Source organism: Parasphingopyxis lamellibrachiae (assembly GCF_003385775.1).
Classification (GTDB): Bacteria; Pseudomonadota; Alphaproteobacteria; order Sphingomonadales; family Sphingomonadaceae; genus Parasphingopyxis; species Parasphingopyxis lamellibrachiae.
The window spans coordinates 2,242,217-2,259,260 of sequence record NZ_QRDP01000004.1 but is presented as its reverse complement, the minus strand read 5'-3'; the positions used below and the strand labels follow the sequence as shown (position 1 = coordinate 2,259,260).

The 17,044-nt window shown below is 61.7% G+C and carries 17 protein-coding genes; 8 read left to right on the top strand and 9 right to left on the bottom strand.

What is annotated here, in order from left to right; all coding sequences use genetic code 11:
• Nucleotides 1–49 precede the first annotated feature (49 nt).
• From DFR46_RS11310 to DFR46_RS11300, 3 genes are all read left to right on the top strand, one after another.
• On the top strand, nucleotides 50–1,828 hold the full coding sequence (locus tag DFR46_RS11310) for a vWA domain-containing protein (RefSeq protein ID WP_245953829.1): 1,779 nt from the start codon (nucleotides 50–52) through the stop codon (nucleotides 1,826–1,828).
• A 91-nt stretch (nucleotides 1,829–1,919) separates the two neighbouring features.
• On the top strand, nucleotides 1,920–2,426 hold the full coding sequence (locus tag DFR46_RS11305) for a hypothetical protein (protein WP_116236534.1): 507 nt from the start codon (nucleotides 1,920–1,922) through the stop codon (nucleotides 2,424–2,426).
• A gap of 10 nt (nucleotides 2,427–2,436) precedes the next feature.
• Entirely contained in the window at nucleotides 2,437–3,021 is a 585-nt protein-coding gene (locus tag DFR46_RS11300) for a DNA-3-methyladenine glycosylase I (RefSeq protein ID WP_116236533.1), read from the top strand.
• Here the strand turns inward: DFR46_RS11300 and DFR46_RS11295 are convergent.
• Nucleotides 2,948–3,451 carry a helix-turn-helix domain-containing protein gene (locus tag DFR46_RS11295; RefSeq protein WP_116236532.1) on the bottom strand — a complete coding sequence of 168 codons (504 nt, stop codon included), beginning with the start codon at nucleotides 3,449–3,451 and terminating at the stop codon, nucleotides 2,948–2,950. The two genes, DFR46_RS11300 and DFR46_RS11295, sit on opposite strands and share 74 nt — an antisense overlap.
• 72 nt (nucleotides 3,452–3,523) lie before the next feature.
• On the opposite strand from DFR46_RS11295, the gene DFR46_RS11290 reads away from it, so the two are divergent.
• Nucleotides 3,524–4,399 (top strand): class I SAM-dependent methyltransferase, encoded by an 876-nt coding sequence (locus DFR46_RS11290; RefSeq protein WP_211306421.1) that lies wholly within the window; start codon nucleotides 3,524–3,526, stop codon nucleotides 4,397–4,399.
• A complete protein-coding gene (locus tag DFR46_RS11285; RefSeq protein WP_116236531.1) occupies nucleotides 4,396–4,920 on the top strand; it encodes a DUF2938 domain-containing protein in 525 nt (174 codons plus the stop codon). The genes DFR46_RS11290 and DFR46_RS11285 overlap by 4 nt, the downstream gene beginning before the upstream one ends.
• Here DFR46_RS11285 and gyrB read toward each other — a convergent pair.
• The 5 genes from gyrB to DFR46_RS11260 all read right to left on the bottom strand — a co-directional run bounded on the left by gyrB (nucleotide 4,917) and on the right by DFR46_RS11260 (nucleotide 11,712).
• Nucleotides 4,917–7,415, bottom strand: coding sequence for a DNA topoisomerase (ATP-hydrolyzing) subunit B (gene gyrB / locus DFR46_RS11280; protein WP_116236530.1), 2,499 nt, complete (start codon nucleotides 7,413–7,415; stop codon nucleotides 4,917–4,919). The two genes, DFR46_RS11285 and gyrB, sit on opposite strands and share 4 nt — an antisense overlap.
• Nucleotides 7,416–7,497: 82 nt before the next feature.
• Complete coding sequence (locus tag DFR46_RS11275) at nucleotides 7,498–8,625, bottom strand: DUF5700 domain-containing putative Zn-dependent protease (protein ID WP_116236529.1); 1,128 nt, start codon at nucleotides 8,623–8,625, stop codon at nucleotides 7,498–7,500.
• A gap of 35 nt (nucleotides 8,626–8,660) precedes the next feature.
• A complete protein-coding gene (gene recF, locus DFR46_RS11270) occupies nucleotides 8,661–9,752 on the bottom strand; it encodes a DNA replication/repair protein RecF (RefSeq protein ID WP_116236528.1) in 1,092 nt (363 codons plus the stop codon).
• Between the two features lie 33 nt (nucleotides 9,753–9,785).
• A complete protein-coding gene (gene dnaN / locus DFR46_RS11265; protein ID WP_116236527.1) occupies nucleotides 9,786–10,898 on the bottom strand; it encodes a DNA polymerase III subunit beta in 1,113 nt (370 codons plus the stop codon).
• Between the two features lie 136 nt (nucleotides 10,899–11,034).
• The gene (locus DFR46_RS11260; RefSeq protein ID WP_116236526.1) at nucleotides 11,035–11,712 is read right to left on the bottom strand and encodes an outer membrane protein; all 678 of its coding nucleotides are present in this window, start codon (nucleotides 11,710–11,712) and stop codon (nucleotides 11,035–11,037) included.
• A gap of 142 nt (nucleotides 11,713–11,854) precedes the next feature.
• Here DFR46_RS11260 and DFR46_RS11255 point away from each other — a divergent pair, with 142 nt between their 5' ends.
• From DFR46_RS11255 to rlmN, 3 genes are read left to right on the top strand one after another with little or no spacing between them, the layout of a single operon-like run.
• Nucleotides 11,855–12,487 carry a histidine phosphatase family protein gene (locus DFR46_RS11255; protein ID WP_116237309.1) on the top strand — a complete coding sequence of 211 codons (633 nt, stop codon included), beginning with the start codon at nucleotides 11,855–11,857 and terminating at the stop codon, nucleotides 12,485–12,487.
• Complete coding sequence (locus DFR46_RS11250; protein WP_116236525.1) at nucleotides 12,484–12,969, top strand: hypothetical protein; 486 nt, start codon at nucleotides 12,484–12,486, stop codon at nucleotides 12,967–12,969. The genes DFR46_RS11255 and DFR46_RS11250 overlap by 4 nt, the downstream gene beginning before the upstream one ends.
• A 57-nt stretch (nucleotides 12,970–13,026) precedes the next feature.
• Complete coding sequence (gene rlmN / locus DFR46_RS11245) at nucleotides 13,027–14,259, top strand: dual-specificity RNA methyltransferase RlmN (RefSeq protein WP_116237308.1); 1,233 nt, start codon at nucleotides 13,027–13,029, stop codon at nucleotides 14,257–14,259.
• A 36-nt stretch (nucleotides 14,260–14,295) separates the two neighbouring features.
• Here the strand turns inward: rlmN and DFR46_RS11240 are convergent, their stop codons facing one another.
• The 3 genes from DFR46_RS11240 to DFR46_RS11230 form a co-directional block, all read right to left on the bottom strand.
• The gene (locus tag DFR46_RS11240) at nucleotides 14,296–15,204 is read right to left on the bottom strand and encodes a cation diffusion facilitator family transporter (protein WP_116236524.1); all 909 of its coding nucleotides are present in this window, start codon (nucleotides 15,202–15,204) and stop codon (nucleotides 14,296–14,298) included.
• A gap of 47 nt (nucleotides 15,205–15,251) precedes the next feature.
• Nucleotides 15,252–16,049, bottom strand: coding sequence for a hypothetical protein (locus tag DFR46_RS11235; RefSeq protein WP_116236523.1), 798 nt, complete (start codon nucleotides 16,047–16,049; stop codon nucleotides 15,252–15,254).
• Nucleotides 16,050–16,203: 154 nt separating this feature from the next.
• Entirely contained in the window at nucleotides 16,204–16,971 is a 768-nt protein-coding gene (locus DFR46_RS11230; RefSeq protein WP_147297674.1) for an EF-hand domain-containing protein, read from the bottom strand.
• Nucleotides 16,972–17,044: the final 73 nt, after the last annotated feature.

The window sequence follows — 17,044 nt, the reverse complement described above, 5'->3', positions numbered from 1 at the left end:
GATGATGTGATACTGTTACATTGGGTCGGCAGCTGAGGGGAGATTTCCAATGCGGCTATTTGCATTTGCGCCGATGGCGGCGCTCGTTCTGACCGGGCTTGTCTATTCGGTACAACCGGGCCAGGCCACACAGCGGCCCATGACGCCTGCTACGGCCGATCAGATCTGTGCGCCGTTTCTGGCCATGGACAATGATGAATATGATCGCCGCCGCTATCGGCCATCGAGCGTCCAGAGCGCGCCCACGGGTGTTGCTCCTCCTCCCCCTCCTCCGCCCCCGATGCCATCCCCGCCGCCACCCGCTCCCGTTGCAGCCGAGCAGGCAGTCGCCGATGCCGTCGGCCGCGGACGCATCGCGTCTGGCGTGGTCAGCGGCTATGCGCAGCCCCCGCAGAATCGCGAGCAATATGCGGGCGAAGCCGTCGCCAGCATCATGGCCGTGGCCGAGACCCCGGTTTCGACCTTTGCCGTCGATGTTGACACAGGCAGCTATGCCAATGTCCGCCGCTTCCTGAACCAGGGCGGCACGCCGCCGCGCGCGGCGGTCCGCACCGAGGAAATGCTCAACTATTTCCGCTACGATTATGATCGCCCGCGCGATCGTACCCAGCCGTTCAGCGTCACGACCGACATGGCGACCACGCCGTGGAACGCCAATACGCGGCTTCTGCGTATCGGCCTGCGCGGTTACGATATCGAACGGAGCGAACGGCCTGCGGCCAACCTCGTCTTCCTCGTCGACGTGTCGGGCTCGATGCACAGCCGCGACAAGTTGCCGCTCGTGCAATGCTCGATGGCGATGATGGCGGAACAGCTGAACCCGCGCGACCGGGTTTCGATTGTCACCTATGCCGGATCGACCAAGACGATCCTTACCGGCTCCAGCGACCACGACGAGATCATCGCCTCGCTGGGCGAACTGCGTTCGGGCGGATCGACGGCCGGCGCGGCGGGTATCAGCCTCGCCTATGACGCGGCCCGCGCCAACATGATCGATGGCGGTATCAACCGCATCATCCTGGCCACGGATGGTGACTTCAATGTCGGCACCACCAATCGCGAGCAATTGATCGAGATGGTAGAACGCGAGCGCGAGGCCGGCATCTCGCTCACCACGCTCGGCTACGGCACTGGCAATTACAATGAAGCAATGATGGAGCAGATCGCCGATCACGGAAACGGCAATTACGCCTATATCGACAGCGCGATGGAGGCCCACCGTGCGCTGGTACAGGAGCTTTCTTCGACGCTCTTCACCATCGCCTCGGACGTGAAGATCCAGATCGAGTTCAATCCGGCCCATGTCAGTGAATATCGCCTGATCGGTTACGAGAACCGTCTGCTTGCCGAAGAAGATTTCGACAATGACACGGTGGATGCCGGGGAAATCGGCGCAGGCCATCAGGTAACAGCGCTTTACGAAGTGGTTCCCACGGGATCGCGCGGCTGGCTGCCCGAGCGGCGCTATGCCGCAAACCGGACGGCCGAACGCGGCGATCTGGGCGCGGAACTTGCCCATCTCCGGCTGCGCTACAAGCTGCCCGGCGAAGCCGAATCGCGGCTGATCGAGCAGCCCGTAAGCGCCAGCCTGGTTGGCACAGCACGAAACCCGCGCGGCGACATGGCGTTCGTTGCCGCCGTTGCGGCCTTTGGGCAGCGCCTGCGCGGCGACACCTATCTGGGAGAATTCAGCTTTGCCGATATTCGCCGGCTCGCCCAAGCAAGCGGCAACAATAGCGACTATTGGCGACGCGAATTCGTCGAACTGACAGAGCTTGCCGAGGCGCGCACAGCACCCGGCGGGACCAGCGAGGGCTCGAAGAACTAGCCCCGCTCCGACAGGACGGCCCGTGCAGCCTTGCATGGGCCGTCCACCCCCGGCATAGGCCAGCCCGAAACCCAAGCTTTCGGAGTCCTCCATGCCTGAGAATCTGCTGATCTATATTTTCATCGCCATCGTGGCGGTTATCGTTTTCGTCGTTCTGCTGAGAACACGCGGCGGCGCGCAGGAAGGCGCAGTCGGCGACGATGGCGTTAGCGACGGGCTGGCGGCCGCGGTCGAAGATGTGGTGGGCGAATTTACCGGCGTTGAAGTCAACCCCGACTTCCCGGGCGATACCGAGATGGTCGGCGAGTCCAAAGACGGCAGCGGCAGCGGGGCGAGCATCTCCGGCGGCGGTGCAGGCGACACGCTGACCCAGATCAAGGGCCTTGGCCCCAAGGCATCCGCAGGCCTGGCGGAAATGGGCGTCAAGCGTTTCGAACAGATAGCAGGCTGGACGGCAGGCGATATCGAAACCGTGGGCGCCAGGCTGGGCGGTACATTCGCCCAGCGCATCGAACGCGATCGCTGGGTGGAGCAGGCCGTTCTGCTCGCCGAGGGCAATGTCGAGGCGTTCGAAGCGAAATTCGGCAAGCTCGGCTAAGCTGCGGCATATGGATCTGACGCTCGGCAGCGATGGCAGGAAACGCTGTTTCGGTGGCCAGCCGGGCAAGGAGTTTTACGGCGATTATCACGACACCGATTGGGGCATCCCCGTCCATGACGATCGCCAGCTGTTCGAAATGCTGATCCTCGAAGGCGCGCAGGCCGGGCTGAGCTGGGAAACGGTGCTCAAGAAGCGCGATGGCTATCGCCGGGCCTTTCACGGTTTCGATATCGAGCGCGTCGCAGCGATGACGGATGAGGAACTGGAAGCCCTGCGCGAGGATGAGCGCATCATCCGCAACCGGCTGAAAATCCGGTCGGCGCGTAAAAACGCCATCGCCTTTATCGCGATGCAGGAGGAGTTTGGCAGCTTCGACAGCTGGCTCTGGAGCCATGTCGACGGCGAACCCATCGTCAATCGTCCGCAAAACTTCGCCGACGTCCCTGCCTCGACAACGCTTTCCGACACGATATCGGAGGCACTCAAAAAACGCGGCATGAGCTTTGTCGGCTCGACGATCATCTACGCCTATCTACAGGCGGCCGGCGTGGTGAACGATCATGTGAAAGGCTGTTGCCGGTACCCGAACTAAAGGGGGCCGCCAGCCTGTCCCGCTTGCGGCCGCCATGGGCGCCGGCGGCGGCCACGCGCAAATACCGACGGAATTTAGGGCATTCCATATGGCTCGGCGCGGGGCAGGCCGCCGCGTGGCGCAGCCCGTCGCGCATCGCTTCCAGCTTGCGGATCGTCGCATCAAGATCTGCGGCCTTCGCGGCCAGCATGGCGCGATCGATTTTCGGCCGGCCGTCCACGCCGAACATCCGGGCAATCTCATCCAGTGAAAAGCCCGCAGCGCGGCCCAGCGCAACCAGCGCCAGCTGATCGAGAACCACCGGTTCGAATATTCGCCGCAGGCCCCGCCTGCCAATCGATTCGATAAGCCCCTTTTCCTCGTAGTGACGCAGCGCCGAGGCCGGTACGCCCGATCGTTTTGCCACCTCGGAAATATCCAGTGCTTTCATGCTTGACCTCAAGTCGACTTGAAGTGGCATGGTGCGATTTTCAGACATGAGATGCAAGCAGGGAGACAATTTATGCAAGACGCGCAATCGACCCAAACCGATGGCGGAATCGACTGGAACGGAGCCGTTGGACAGACTTGGGTCGACCAGCAGGTACTGCTCGATAGGATTTTCGAGCCAATCGAGAAAAAGCTGACGGAAGAGGTTGCGGCACACGGGCCGGAACGCCTGTTCGACATTGGCTGCGGCGGAGGGGCAACCACGCTCGCGCTGGCCCGGCGACTGGGACCGGGCGCGCGCTGCACGGGTGTCGATATATCGGCCCCGCTGATCGCGGCGGCACGTGAACGCGCCGGACGCGAGGGCCTGGACACCAAATTTCTGTGCGCGAATGCGCAGGACCATCATTTCTCCGGCAACGACGCCGATGCAATTGTCTCCCGCTTCGGCATAATGTTCTTCGCCGATCCGGTTGCCGCTTTCCTGAATTTACGCCGCGCGATGCGACCCGGCGGCCGGTTGACCCTGATCGCCTGGCGCAGTCCCGACCAGAATCCGTTCATGACAGAGGCCGTGCAGGCGGCCGCGCCGCTGATCGATCTACCGGCGTTTCGGCCCAATAAATCGGGCCAGTTCGGCTTTGCCGAGGCCCCCTATGTGCGCGGGATATTGGACGCGACCGGCTGGACAGCGCCGCACCTTGAGCCGGTCGATTTCTACTGCGCGTTCCCGGCGGCCCAACTCGACACCTATGTGTCCGAGATGGGACCGCTTGGCGCAGCCCTGAAAGGAGCCGGGAAAGACGAGCGTGAAAAGATGTTGGCGGCCGTCCGCCCGGCTTTCGATCGCTACATTGTCGGGGAGACGGTCAATTTCACAGCCGCCTGCTGGGTCATCACGGCGCGTGCTCCCTCTGCAAGCGGCGGACGGGAGGAGATTGCGACATGACCGAGGTAGGAATTTTCCTTCTCCACAGCGCAGCTGTCGGAATGGGTGCGACCTTACTGATGGACCTGTGGACCGTCATCCGGCGCTTCGTTTTTGCTATTCCACTGCTGGATTATGGCCTGGTGGGCCGGTGGCTCGGCCATATCGTGCGCGGTCGCTTCAGGCATGATGCCATTGGCGCGGCCAACCCGATACCCTGCGAGCGCGTCATCGGATGGATGTTCCACTATCTAACGGGCATGGTCTTTGCAGCCATATTGCTGTTCGCCTGGGGCCCTGACTGGGGACGCAATCCAACGATTGGACCCGCCCTTGTCGTCGGAATCGGTACGGTCGCGGCCCCGTTTCTGATCATGCAACCGGCAATGGGCTCCGGCATCGCCGCAAGCCGGACGCCGCGCCCCGCTATTGCCCGTGTCCATAGCGTCATCGCGCATATGGTCTTCGGCCTCGGCTTATATGTCACCGCATCGATGATCGTCGAAACGGGATTTGGCGCTGCCTTCAGTAGCGGTGCCTAGACATCCAGATTGGCCACATTCAGGGCGTTGTCCTGAATGAACTCACGCCTCGGTTCGACGACATCGCCCATCAGCTGCGTGAAAATCTCGTCGGCTAGATCCGCTTGGCCGACTTCGACCTGTAGCAGTGAACGGTTTTCCGGATCGAGGGTCGTTTCCCAGAGCTGGTCCGCATTCATCTCGCCCAGCCCTTTATAACGCTGGATCGCGAGACCCTTGCGGCCGGCGGAAAGAATGGCGGCGAGGAGCTCTGACGGCCGGGTGATCGACGTGGCGCCCTTGACCGGCATATCGTCTTCGCCGCCCTCTTCTGCCGCTGCAGCCTCGGCCGCTTTCATGCTGACAAGTTGCGACACCAGAGCGTAATTTTCGGCCTGTTCGGCGGCAACCTGTTGCAGTTTCCGGGCTTCGGCAGAACGCACGAATGCCGCGTCGATCATGTGGACATCGGTTACCCCGCGCCAGCGCCGGTGCAGCTCGAAACCGCCATCGTCATTGACCTGCCCCGTCCACTTGGCCTCGGGATCATGGGTGTTCAGCCACTGAGCGACCAGATCGACGGCCGCCGCGCGCTGTTCCGTCGTCAGCGCTTCATCCAGCGCGCCCATCAGCGCGAAAGCCTCGACAATCGCCGGGTCGTAGCGTTTGGGCACATAGTTCATCAGCGAGCGCATGCGCCGGGCATGATCGATCAGCACACGCAGATCTTCGCCGCTGCGCGTCGCGCCTTCGCCGGTTTCCAGCATCATTGCGCCGAGGCCGGCATCGATCAGATAGGCATCAAGCGCGGCATCGTCCTTGACGTAGACCTCGCTCCGGCCCTTGGCGACTTTGTAGAGCGGCGGCTGGGCAATATAGAGATGCCCACGCTCGATGATCTCGGGCATCTGACGGTAGAAGAAGGTCAGCAGCAGTGTTCGGATATGCGCGCCGTCGACATCGGCGTCCGTCATGATGACGATCTTGTGATAGCGCAGCTTCTCAATATTGAAATCGTCTCGCCCGATGCCGGTGCCCATCGCCTGGATTAGCGTGCCGACTTCCTTCGACGAGAGCATCCGGTCGAAACGGGCACGCTCGACATTGAGGATCTTGCCCTTGAGCGGCAGGATAGCCTGATAGTGCCGGTCACGGCCCTGTTTGGCCGAGCCGCCGGCGGAATCGCCCTCGACGAGAAACAACTCGGACTTGGCCGGATCGCGCTCCTGGCAATCGGCGAGCTTGCCGGGCAGCGAGGCGATATCCATCGCGCCCTTGCGCCGTGTGAGTTCGCGGGCCTTTTTGGCGGCTTCGCGGGCGGCGGCGGCGTCGATCACCTTCTGGATCACGGCGACCGCATAGGGCGGGTTTTCCTCCAGCCATTCGGCGAGCTTGTCGGCGATCAGGCTTTCGAGCGGCTGGCGGACTTCGCTCGATACCAGCTTGTCCTTGGTCTGAGAGCTGAACTTCGGATCGGGCAATTTGACCGAAACGATGGCGGTCAAACCCTCGCGCATATCGTCGCCCGTGAGTTTGACCTTTTCCTTCTTCAGCGCGCCGGAGCTGTCGGCATAGTTGTTGAGTGTGCGGGTCAGCGCCGAGCGGAAGGCCGCGATATGCGTGCCGCCGTCGCGCTGGGGAATATTGTTGGTGAAGGCGAGGACATTCTCGTGATAGCTGTCATTCCATTCCAGCGCGACATCGATGCCGATATCGTCGCGCTCCCCGGTGATCGCGATCGGATCGCCGATGATCGGCTGCTTATGCCGGTCGAGATACTGGACAAATGCCGATGTGCCGCCCTCATAATAAAGCTCGACCTCTTCGCGGTCGGCATGGCGCGCATCGGCGATGAACAGCCGGACGCCCGAGTTCAGGAACGCCAGCTCGCGATAGCGATGCTCGAGCTTCTCGAAATCGAATTCGGTGATCTTGAAGGTTTCGGCGGACGGCATGAAGGTAACCTGCGTCCCCTTCCTGTCCCCCGCATCGCCAAGGATTTCCAGCGGCGCCTCCGCCTCACCGTTGCGGAAACGCATCCAGTGCTCCTTGCCATCGCGCCAGACACGCAGCTCAAGCCAGTCGCTGAGCGCGTTCACCACGGACACGCCGACGCCGTGTAGGCCGCCCGAAACCTTATAGGCGTTGTCATCGGACGAGTTGTCGAACTTCCCGCCAGCATGGAGCTGGGTCATGATGACCTCGGCCGCCGACACGCCCTCTTCGGAGTGGATACCGACCGGAATACCGCGGCCATTATCCTCAACCGTCACCGAACCATCGGCATTGAGCTGGATCAGAATCCGGTCGCAATGCCCAGCCAGCGCCTCGTCGATCGCATTATCGGACACCTCGAACACCATGTGATGGAGGCCCGATCCGTCATCAGTATCGCCGATATACATGCCGGGGCGTTTGCGAACCGCATCCAGGCCCTTGAGAACCTTGATCGAATCGGCACCATAATCGCCCTGGAGAGGGGCGTTTTCTTGCGATGTTCGGGGTGTTTCAGTCATCTGTTGGATATAGGCATTTTGAAACGAAAACCCAAGAGAATTGGGCCTTTCACTGGGGATTGAGCCGGCCTCTCGCTTTCCCTCAACGGAGCGTCAAGCACGCCTCGAAATCGGCAGGTTCGGCGCGTGCTTGCGCCATCCAGAGCGCCGCTTCCAATGTCGAAGCATCAAATGTCACCGAGCGATCGAGATTGTCGTTGTCGGCCAAAGCGCTGGCATATCCGAGCACGTAATTCTCGCCCGGCAGGGCGAGCAGGCAGGGAATAGCCGCCGCACCGAAACTGTGTTCGATTTCAGCCGCCATCTGCTGACCGATATAATATCCCAACTCGCCAAAGGCGCCATCGAAAGCAAGACCATAGATACCCGGAAACCGTTCGGCGATATGCTCAGGGTTGCGAACCAGGGCTTCGATCATGTAATCGAAAAGCCGCGAATTATATTCCAGGTGCCGGAAGTTGCGCTGCGCCAACGACCGCGAAAAGCTGGCATATCGGCCATCACCCGCAATGTCTTGCATTGCGGCGACATGCGAAGCACTGCCTTCCAGCATGAGCGTCGCGAACATGTGGTCCAGCGCCTCTTCAAGGCTGCCAACCTCCTCAGACTCTGCCATGGGCTGCGCGGCGAATTGCAGCTGGATTGCATGATAGGTTTCATGGGTTATCAACCGGACGAGCGCTTCATAATTGCCGGGCATATCCGCTGCCAGACAGGGAATATCGACGAAGAATGCGCCGTCTCTGGCGAATCCCCCGCAAGAGAAACTGGCCGCTGCAAGCACAGCATTGCCTTCAAAAGTGAAGTCTTGCGGCACATAGGGCGTCAGCAATCGCGCTGCGCTATCGCCGATTTCAGAGCGCCTCTGCACCAGATAGGCGATTGCCTCCTGCATAGCTTCCCGCCGCTCGACCAGCGCAGAAAATCTGAACGGATCAGGGTCAGGCGCTTCGCAGCGCGCGATTGTGCGGACGCCGCTGAGATAGTTTTGCAGCGTGAAGCGTTCGGCAAATTCGCGATGATGGGCGATCTGGCTTTGCAGCAGGCGCGATTGCGCAAATTCGGACTCGTCGACCTCCTCGCCCGAACAGGCGATAGCCAGCAGCCGTTCTGCTGGCGCTGTTTCAATATCAACGGACACATTCTGCGCCATGACGGGCGCGGAGATCATCAGCCAAACCTGCAAGAGAACCAGAGCGGTAGATCGCATGCCTATCTCCACGACCAGAGCGCCTATCTGCGCTGTCAAACTTGAATGACAACGCTTCCGACATTAGTCGTATTTATGTCAAGTCTCGTGACTTTGTCCGAAATCGCGTCGAACAGAGCCGACTCCGTTCCCGTCATCCAGACCTGCCCGCCGCTGAGCGCGAGTCGCTCAAACAGGGCGGACCGGCGGACCGGATCGATATGGGCGGCGACCTCGTCCAGCAGGATCAGCGGACGGCGCCCCGCGCGCTCGGCCACAAGGTCCGCATGGCCAAGGACGATGGCGAGTAGCAGCGCCTTCTGCTCGCCTGTGGAGCAGCGATCCGCCGCCTGACCCTTGCCGAGATGGGTGACGGCGAGATCGCTGCGGTGCGGCCCGGTGAGCGAGCGGCCCGCGGCCCGGTCGCGATCCCGGCCCTGGGCAAGGGCAGCGCCAAGATCGCCATCGGCTTCCCAGCCGTGAAGCGCCAGATACGCCTTGGCGAAAGGCCCGTCCGGTTGATCGGCCAGCCGGGCATTCAGCGCGTCTATCGTCCGTTCTCGCGCCGCTGCCAGCGCGCCGCCATGCTCGGCCATCTGCAGTTCCAGCGCTGCGCACCATTCGGTATCCAGCGGCGCCTCGTCCCCAAGCAAACGGTTGCGCGCCCGCATCGCGGCCTCATAGCGCGAAGCATGATGGGCGTGTGCCGGCTCGAGCGCCAGCGCCAGCCGGTCGAGAAAGGCCCGTCTGCCGCCCGGCGCGTCGGCGAACAGCCGGTCCATCGCCGGAGTCAGCCAGAGGATAGACAACCATTCAGTGAGAGCCGTCGCCGAGGCCGCCGCGCCGTTGATCCGCACCCGGCGGCGGTCGGGCGCGCCTGGCAGGGTCCCGGTTCCCAGATCGACATCGCCACCCGGCGTTTCGAGTATGGCGGAAATTGAAAAGCCCCCCGGGCCGCCCTGCCGCGCCATTTCGGAAAGTCGGGCGCGCCTGAGCCCGCGCCCCGGCGTCAGCAATGATACGGCTTCCAGAATATTGGTCTTGCCCGCCCCATTCTCGCCGGTCAGCACGACAAAGCCCGGACCGGGTTCGATCAGCGCCGTTTCATAGGAACGAAAATCGGTGAGAGAAAGGCGGCGGAGTGTCATCTGCCGCCTCTATAGGGGCAACTCGCTAAAAGCTCACACCCGCATCGGCATCAGCACATAAAGCGCGCTTGCCTTGTCATTCTCGCGAATCAGGGTCGGTGCGGCGGCATCGGCGAGATGCACTTCGATCGCATCGCCCTGAACCTGGCCCAATATGTCGAGCAGGTAGCGGGCATTGAAACCGATCTCGAAGCCATCCGAGCCATATTGGCCGGCGACCTCTTCCGATGCCGTGCCATTTTCAGGCGAGGTCACGGACAGTGTGATCTTGTCCGTATCGAGCGCCATCTTCACCGCACGGGTCTTTTCGGTCGCGATGGTCGCAACGCGGTCGACGCCTTCCTCGAACGAGCGCGGATCGATCTTGAGAAGCTTGTCGTTCCCGGTCGGGATCACACGGTTATAATCGGGGAAGGTTCCGTCGATCAGCTTGGAAGTCATCACGGCCGTTCCCAGCCCGAAGCGGACTTTGCTGTCCGACAATGCAATTTCAACCGTTCCGTCCAGCTCGTCCAGCATCTTGCGAAGCTCGGCAATGCATTTGCGCGGGATGATAACGTCCGGCATGCCCTCTGCCCCGTCGGGGCGCGGCAGGGTGAATCGCGCCAGGCGGTGGCCGTCCGTCGCAGCAGCCTTAAGCACCGGCTGATCGTCATCGGTTACATGGAAAAATATCCCGTTCAGATAATAGCGGGTTTCTTCGGTGGAGATGGCAAAGCGCGTCTTGTCGACGATTTCCCGCAGGGTTGCAGCGGGAATTTCGAAAACCGTCGGCAGATCGCCCTCGGCAATCACCGGGAAGTCGTCGCGCGGCAGCGTCGAGAGATTGAAGCGCGCCCGGCCTGCGTTGACGGCCATCTTGCCTTCCGCTGCTTCAAGCGAAACCTGGCTACCTTCAGGAAGTTTGCGGACAATATCGAACAGGGTGTGCGCCGATACGGTTGTCGCCCCGGCCTGCTCCACCTGCGCCTCGACCGTCTCCACGATCTGCAGATCGAGATCGGTTGCCATCAGCTTGATCCCGCCGCCTTCGACCGCCTCGATAAGGACATTGGACAGAATCGGAATGGTGTTGCGGCGCTCGACCACCGATTGCACATGGCCCAGGCTCTTCAAAAGCACTGCCCGTTCAATCGTCGCTTTCATCGTATTCCCCTGCACACGGCGTCATCATTATTTGGGAAAAGGGTACTGCCCTCTCAGCCTCTACATGGCAAGGAAAAGGGGCCGGAACGCAAGGCCCCGACCCCCATTTTTGGCACTTTCCTGTGGATAGCAGAGCCTAGAAGCGGATACCGACCCCAGCTACGACCTGATGGCGGTCCGTATTGACGTCGAAATCAGCAAAATTGATGTTGGTGTCCGCAACATCGACCTCGAGATCGCTATAGTTGGAATAGCGATATTCGACCTTGCCATAGACATTGCGGCCGAAAAGATATTCGACACCGGCGCCAACCCGAAATCCATCCAGCGTTGCAGAATAATCCTCGCTGAACCCAGCGCCGTCATCGGCGTCGAGCCCGAACCGGGCATTGGTGTATCCGCCCTTGGCATAGAGCAGGGCCTGCGAAGACAGGGGAACGCCGACGCGCGCGCCGATATACAGATCGCGCTCGGCTTCGAACGAAGCCCGGCTGCCGGCGCCGAATGCTCCATTGTCGGTTTCACCGGCGGTCGAATCGGTAATTTCGCCTTCAATCCCCAAAACGGCGCCGCCAACCGCAAAATCATAGCCGACGCCAGCACCATAGAGAAAGCCGTCCAAGCCCTCGCCGCTGCCATCGTCGAAACGATCCTGTGTACCGGGTGAAAAATCGCCGTCATTGTCGGCGCTTGTGCTGTCATAGCCTCCTATGGCCTCGAGCCGAAAACCCGTGAAGGCATCCGTGTTGGATTGGGCCAGAGCCGGAGCTGAGATGCCGGACAGCAGAATGGCGGAAAATAATACGGTACGCATGCGAATACTCCTTACACATTTACACGGCCCCAAGATCATGGGCTTGGGAACCAGCGCATGGCGTTGCAGAAAGTTGCATGAACACAGGATAAATGGCGGATTTCAGTTGCTTTCGGGTGGTGAATTGGCGATCAGCCGTGCGATGAACAGGCCCGGTCGTCTCTTTATCGCCCGCCATGGCGAAACCGTGTTCAACGCTGCGGCGCGGTTACAGGGAGACCATGCCCACACGCCGCTCACGCGCGCAGGATTTGCGCAGGCGGACGCGATGGGCGCAGCGCTGCTCGATCGACTCGGGCCGGAGCCGGAGCTCGCCTTATGGTCGTCGAGCGCGGGCCGCGCCCTGCAGACGCTCGCGATCATCGCTGATCATCTCGGCCTCGACTGGCACGATGCCCGACATGATGACAGGCTTGTGGAAATCGGCATGGGTACATGGGGCGGCCGTTACTATGCCGACGTGATCGCCGAACACGGCCCGGTGGTCGACTCCGAACATCGCGTTCTCAAACCGGCGCCCGACGGCGAGATTTACCCAGAAATCGCAAGACGCGTCTCCCATTGGTTCGAAGAGGACGGCCAGACGCCCGGCGACAAACTGGTCATCATGCATGGAATATCGAGCCGCGTACTGCGCGGCGTGCTTCTCGGGCTGGAGTCGCTGCCGGGCTATGGCGCGCCGGTTGCGCCGAGCCTGCCGCAAGGCTCGGTCGTGATGGTCGAAAACGGCAAGGAAACGCTGGTCGTTGAGGGGACCGGCGGGGAACGCGCATGAGGGCGCCCGTCGCCCTGCTCCTGCTGGCCGCACTGTGTTTGCCCACCGCGGCCCTCGCCCGGGATTCGCTCGGAGTGTTCGGCAATTGGGGCGCGTTTCGGGATCCGGACACGCCGCGCTGCTATGCCATCGCACGGCCCGATCGCCAGCGGCGGGGCGATTGGGAACCCTTTGCCTCGGTCGGCAGCTGGCCGGAACGGGACCGGCGCGGGCAGGTTCATTTCCGACTGCGCCGCGAAATGCAGGATGGCAGCACGCCCGTCCTGACAATCGGATCGCGCCGGTTCGAGCTGGTTGGCCGCGGGCCCGATGCCTGGGCCGCAAACAGCCGCGACGACACCGCGATCGTGGCTGCGATGCGCAACGGCAGCTCGATGCGGATCGAAGCCCGCACCGGCCGGGCAGGGCGCTTTGTCGACACATACACGCTGCGCGGGGCGGCGAGCGCAATCGATGCCGCCGCGATCGGTTGTGCGGGATAGAAGGCTGCGCAGAAGACACGACTCGCAAATCCGCCGCTTACCCCCTACATGCGCCGCATGAGCGCATCTTCCGCCCCCATGGACCGCCCCGGCGCGGTCGACCCTGTGCCCGTGCCCCGCGAAATTGCGGCGCGCGAAGATGGGCGTGTAGATATTATGGGCCTGCCCCGCGCCGAGATTCGCGCAGTATTCGAGGCAGCCGGGTTGGCGCCCAAACAGGCCAAGCTGCGCGCCAAGCAGGTCTGGCACCAGATTTACCATCGCGGACGGACCGAATTTTCTTCGATGAGCGATATAGCCAAGGCCCAGCAGCCCTGGTTCGAAGAGCATTTCGTGATCGGACGTCCCGAGATAGTGGAACATCTGGTATCGGAAGACGGCACCCGCAAATGGCTGCTGCGGACTGCAGACGGGCAGGACTATGAAATGGTTTTCATTCCCGATGCCGACCGCGGAACCTTGTGTATCTCGAGCCAGATCGGCTGCACGCTCAACTGCCGCTTCTGCCATACCGGAACGATGAAACTGGTCCGCAACCTTACGCCGGGGGAGATAGTCGGCCAGGTCATGCTGGCGCGCGACACGCTGGAAGAATGGCCGGGGCCTGGCGAGAGCAGCAATTACGATCCGCACGGCCGGATGCTCACCAATATCGTGCTGATGGGTATGGGCGAACCACTCTACAATTTCGACAATGTCCGCGATGCGATGAAAGTCGTGATGGACGCCGAAGGACTGGCCCTGTCGCGGCGACGCATCACGCTGTCCACGTCAGGCGTCGTTCCGATGATCGAAAAGGCGGGCGAGGAGATCAGCGTCAATCTTGCCGTGTCGCTCCATGCCGTGACGAAGGAGGTGCGCGACGAGATCGTCCCGCTCAACAGGAAATACGGGATCGAGGAAGTGCTGCAGGCCTGCGCCGATTATCCCGGTGCCAATAACGCCCGGCGCATCACGTTTGAATATGTGATGCTGAAGGACAAGAATGACAGCGATGCCGACGCCCATGAGCTGGTCCGCCTGATCAAACAATATGACCTTCCGGCCAAGGTGAACCTCATACCGTTCAATCCGTGGCCAGGCGCTGATTACGAATGTTCGGACCCGGTGCGGATCGCGCGTTTTTCCGAAATCATTTTCGATGCCGGCATCAGCGCGCCGATCCGCACGCCGCGCGGGCGCGATATCATGGCTGCCTGCGGACAACTGAAATCCGCGTCGGAAAAGAAAAGCCGGGCCGAGCTCGACCGGATCGCCGCGGAAAAACAGGCCGCGCTAGAAGCCAGCTAGGGCCCGCGCGCGCGATTACACATTTCCGCACCGGAATCAGCAGGCTTCGCAGCCATCCTCCGTGTCACCCTGTTCGATCTGGATCGTCGAATGGCCGATATGGAAGCGATCGGCCAGGTCCGCGTGCAACCGGTTCAGGAAGGCATCGCCGGGATGGCCGGCCGGCATCACGATATGGGCGGTGAGCGCGGTTTCGGTCGTGCTCATATTCCAGATGTGCAGATGATGGACCTGGCTGACGCCATCAAGCCCTGACAGCGCGGTGCGCACTTCGTCGGGATCGATATGCGCCGGCACCGCAGCCAAAGACATCTTCACCGAATCCTTGAGTAACCCCCATGTGCTGAGCAGGATGACAAGCCCGATCAACAGGCTGATGGCGGGGTCGATCCAGCTGGCGTTCGTCCAGAGGATAAGCCCCCCGGCAATTACGACACCGGCCGAAACCGCCGCATCGGCGGCCATATGGAGATAGGCACCGCGAATATTGATATCGCCCTTGCGGCCCCGCGCGAAAAGCATCGCCGTGGCCCCGTTGATCACGATACCGATCGCGGCCACCGCCATTATCGTGCCGCCCGCCACTGGCGCGGGATAAACGATCCGCTGGATAGCCTCGAGTGCGATCAGCCCGACCGCAATCAGAAGCAGCACCGCGTTGAACAAGGCCGCAAGAATCGAAGACCCGCGAAATCCAAATGTGAAGCGCTTGCTGGGCGGCCGCTTTGCTAGTGTCGCGCCGGTCCAGGCGATTATCAGGCCAAGCACATCCGACAGGTTATGGCCGGCATCGGCAAGCAGCGCCATCGATCCGATGGCGAATCCGTAACCGGCCTCGACCACGATATAGGCCGAGTTGAGCGAAATGCCGATCGCAAAAGCCTTGCCGAAATCGGCCGGCGCATGGCTGTGGCCATGTCCGTGATGCGAATGCCCCGCTCCCATGACGCGAACTTAATCGCAAATCGCCAGGTGATACTAGGACATTTGCATCAGTTGGCGTTCACGGGTGCCGCGACCGGTTCATTGCGCCCGATATGCAGATTGTCGGGATCGAGGTTGCACTCGATCAGAAAGGCCCGGCTGCGCTGGATTTCGTCGCCCGTTTCCCGGTCGATCTTGCGGGTTTCGGTTGGCCGCAGCACGCCGCAAAATTCCTGGAAATTGCTTTCGATGGTTTCCGCCGGCCGTTCTTCGGAATCGATATCCGGGTGCAGCGCGCTGATTTCGCGATGACGCTCGATCATCCATGTCCCGGGATTGATATAGTAGAAGCGCTCGAAGCCCTCAGCCATCGCCACATGGATCACATAATAATCGACGCCATCAATTTCCTCGCGCCCGAACAGGGATGCGCGATGCCCCCGCGCGGCGAGATCGTGAAGGCCGAACAGGTTGAAATCGATACCCCGTTCCAGGGCGGCGCGGGCCAGCGGAGAGGTGTCGGTGAAATCCGCGCCCTCGCCATTCTGCTGCCAGCCTCCGTCGCCATCGATGCCCTCGCTGAACACACGTTCGCCGGCGATGAAGACATCCACGCGCATACGGCCCTCACGCGTGGCGCGATAATCGCCGACCAGGGTGAATTCAGGCTCGACGATTTCCGGCTGGATATGGATGTTGCGGATGGCATCAATCGCATCGCCGCCGCCAATCGCGTCGATATGGCGCGCAATCACCTGTTCGACGCTCAGTCCGGCTTCGGTTTCTTCGGCACCGGAGCATCCCGGTACGATCAGTCCCGCCAAAGCCGCTGTCGCGCCAAGAGCGAAGCGCTGTATCGGTCCCATTTCCTGCCTCCAACAGTGCGTTCGAAGAAATACGACTATTGTCTTTTTTCGATGGCGGCAAGCCATTCGGCCGAGCAAAACAGCCGTTCAACGAAAAGAGCCGGCGCATTCGCTGCCCCGGCTCTTCCTCTTCCGCTATGGGAGCGGGAAATTTTCAGCGGCGCGCCCGACGCTGTTCGCGCATAGCCCGGCGGGCGGCCTGGCGTTCGGCGCGCGTAACCACATCATCATTATCGGCATCGGCCCGGTCGAACATGGCAAGCGCCCGGGCGGACATTTCCGAGAGCGACAAAAGGCCGTCATTGTCGCTATCCATCCGATCGAACCGGCCGGCCCTGCGGCCGGCACGGCGTTGGTGACGCGCACTGGACAGGGCTTCGAACTCGCTTCTCGACAAGGCGCCATTCCCATCGGCATCGGCATCTGCCCATGCGGCGTTGCGGCGTGCGTAGCGATCAGCAGGGCGATCTTCAGTCGCCGTCACTTGCGCCGCTCCGGGCTGGAGTTGGGCCAGTTGCTCCGGCGTTACCCGGCCACGCATATTCCGGTTTTCGACGATCATGTCTTCGCGGCGAACCCGGCGGCGTTCGAAACGGCTTGCCCGTGCCGCGTCTCGCTCGGCGAGGCTGATCTCTCCATCTCCGTCCGCATCCAGCCGCTCGAAACGGCGGGTCTGCCGGTCGGCCCGGCGCGCCGCGTGAACCGCCGCTGCTTCGCTGCGATCGATCGATCCGTCGCCGTTCCTGTCCGCCGCCGCAAAGCGCTCGGCCAGCCGACTTTCCATCTGCGCGCGGGTTATTGATTCGCTGGAATGCTGCCCGCCCCCATGTCCATCGCCGTGATGATTGGCGATTGCCGGAATAGCGAGCAGGGATGCTGTCAGAGCGAATGACGCCAAACCGATGGCCAGTGAACGATCCAAAAGACAAGCTCCTGCAGACGCCCCGGGGCGTATAGTGATGGGAGCATCTATATGGGAAGAAGCCTGTATGATC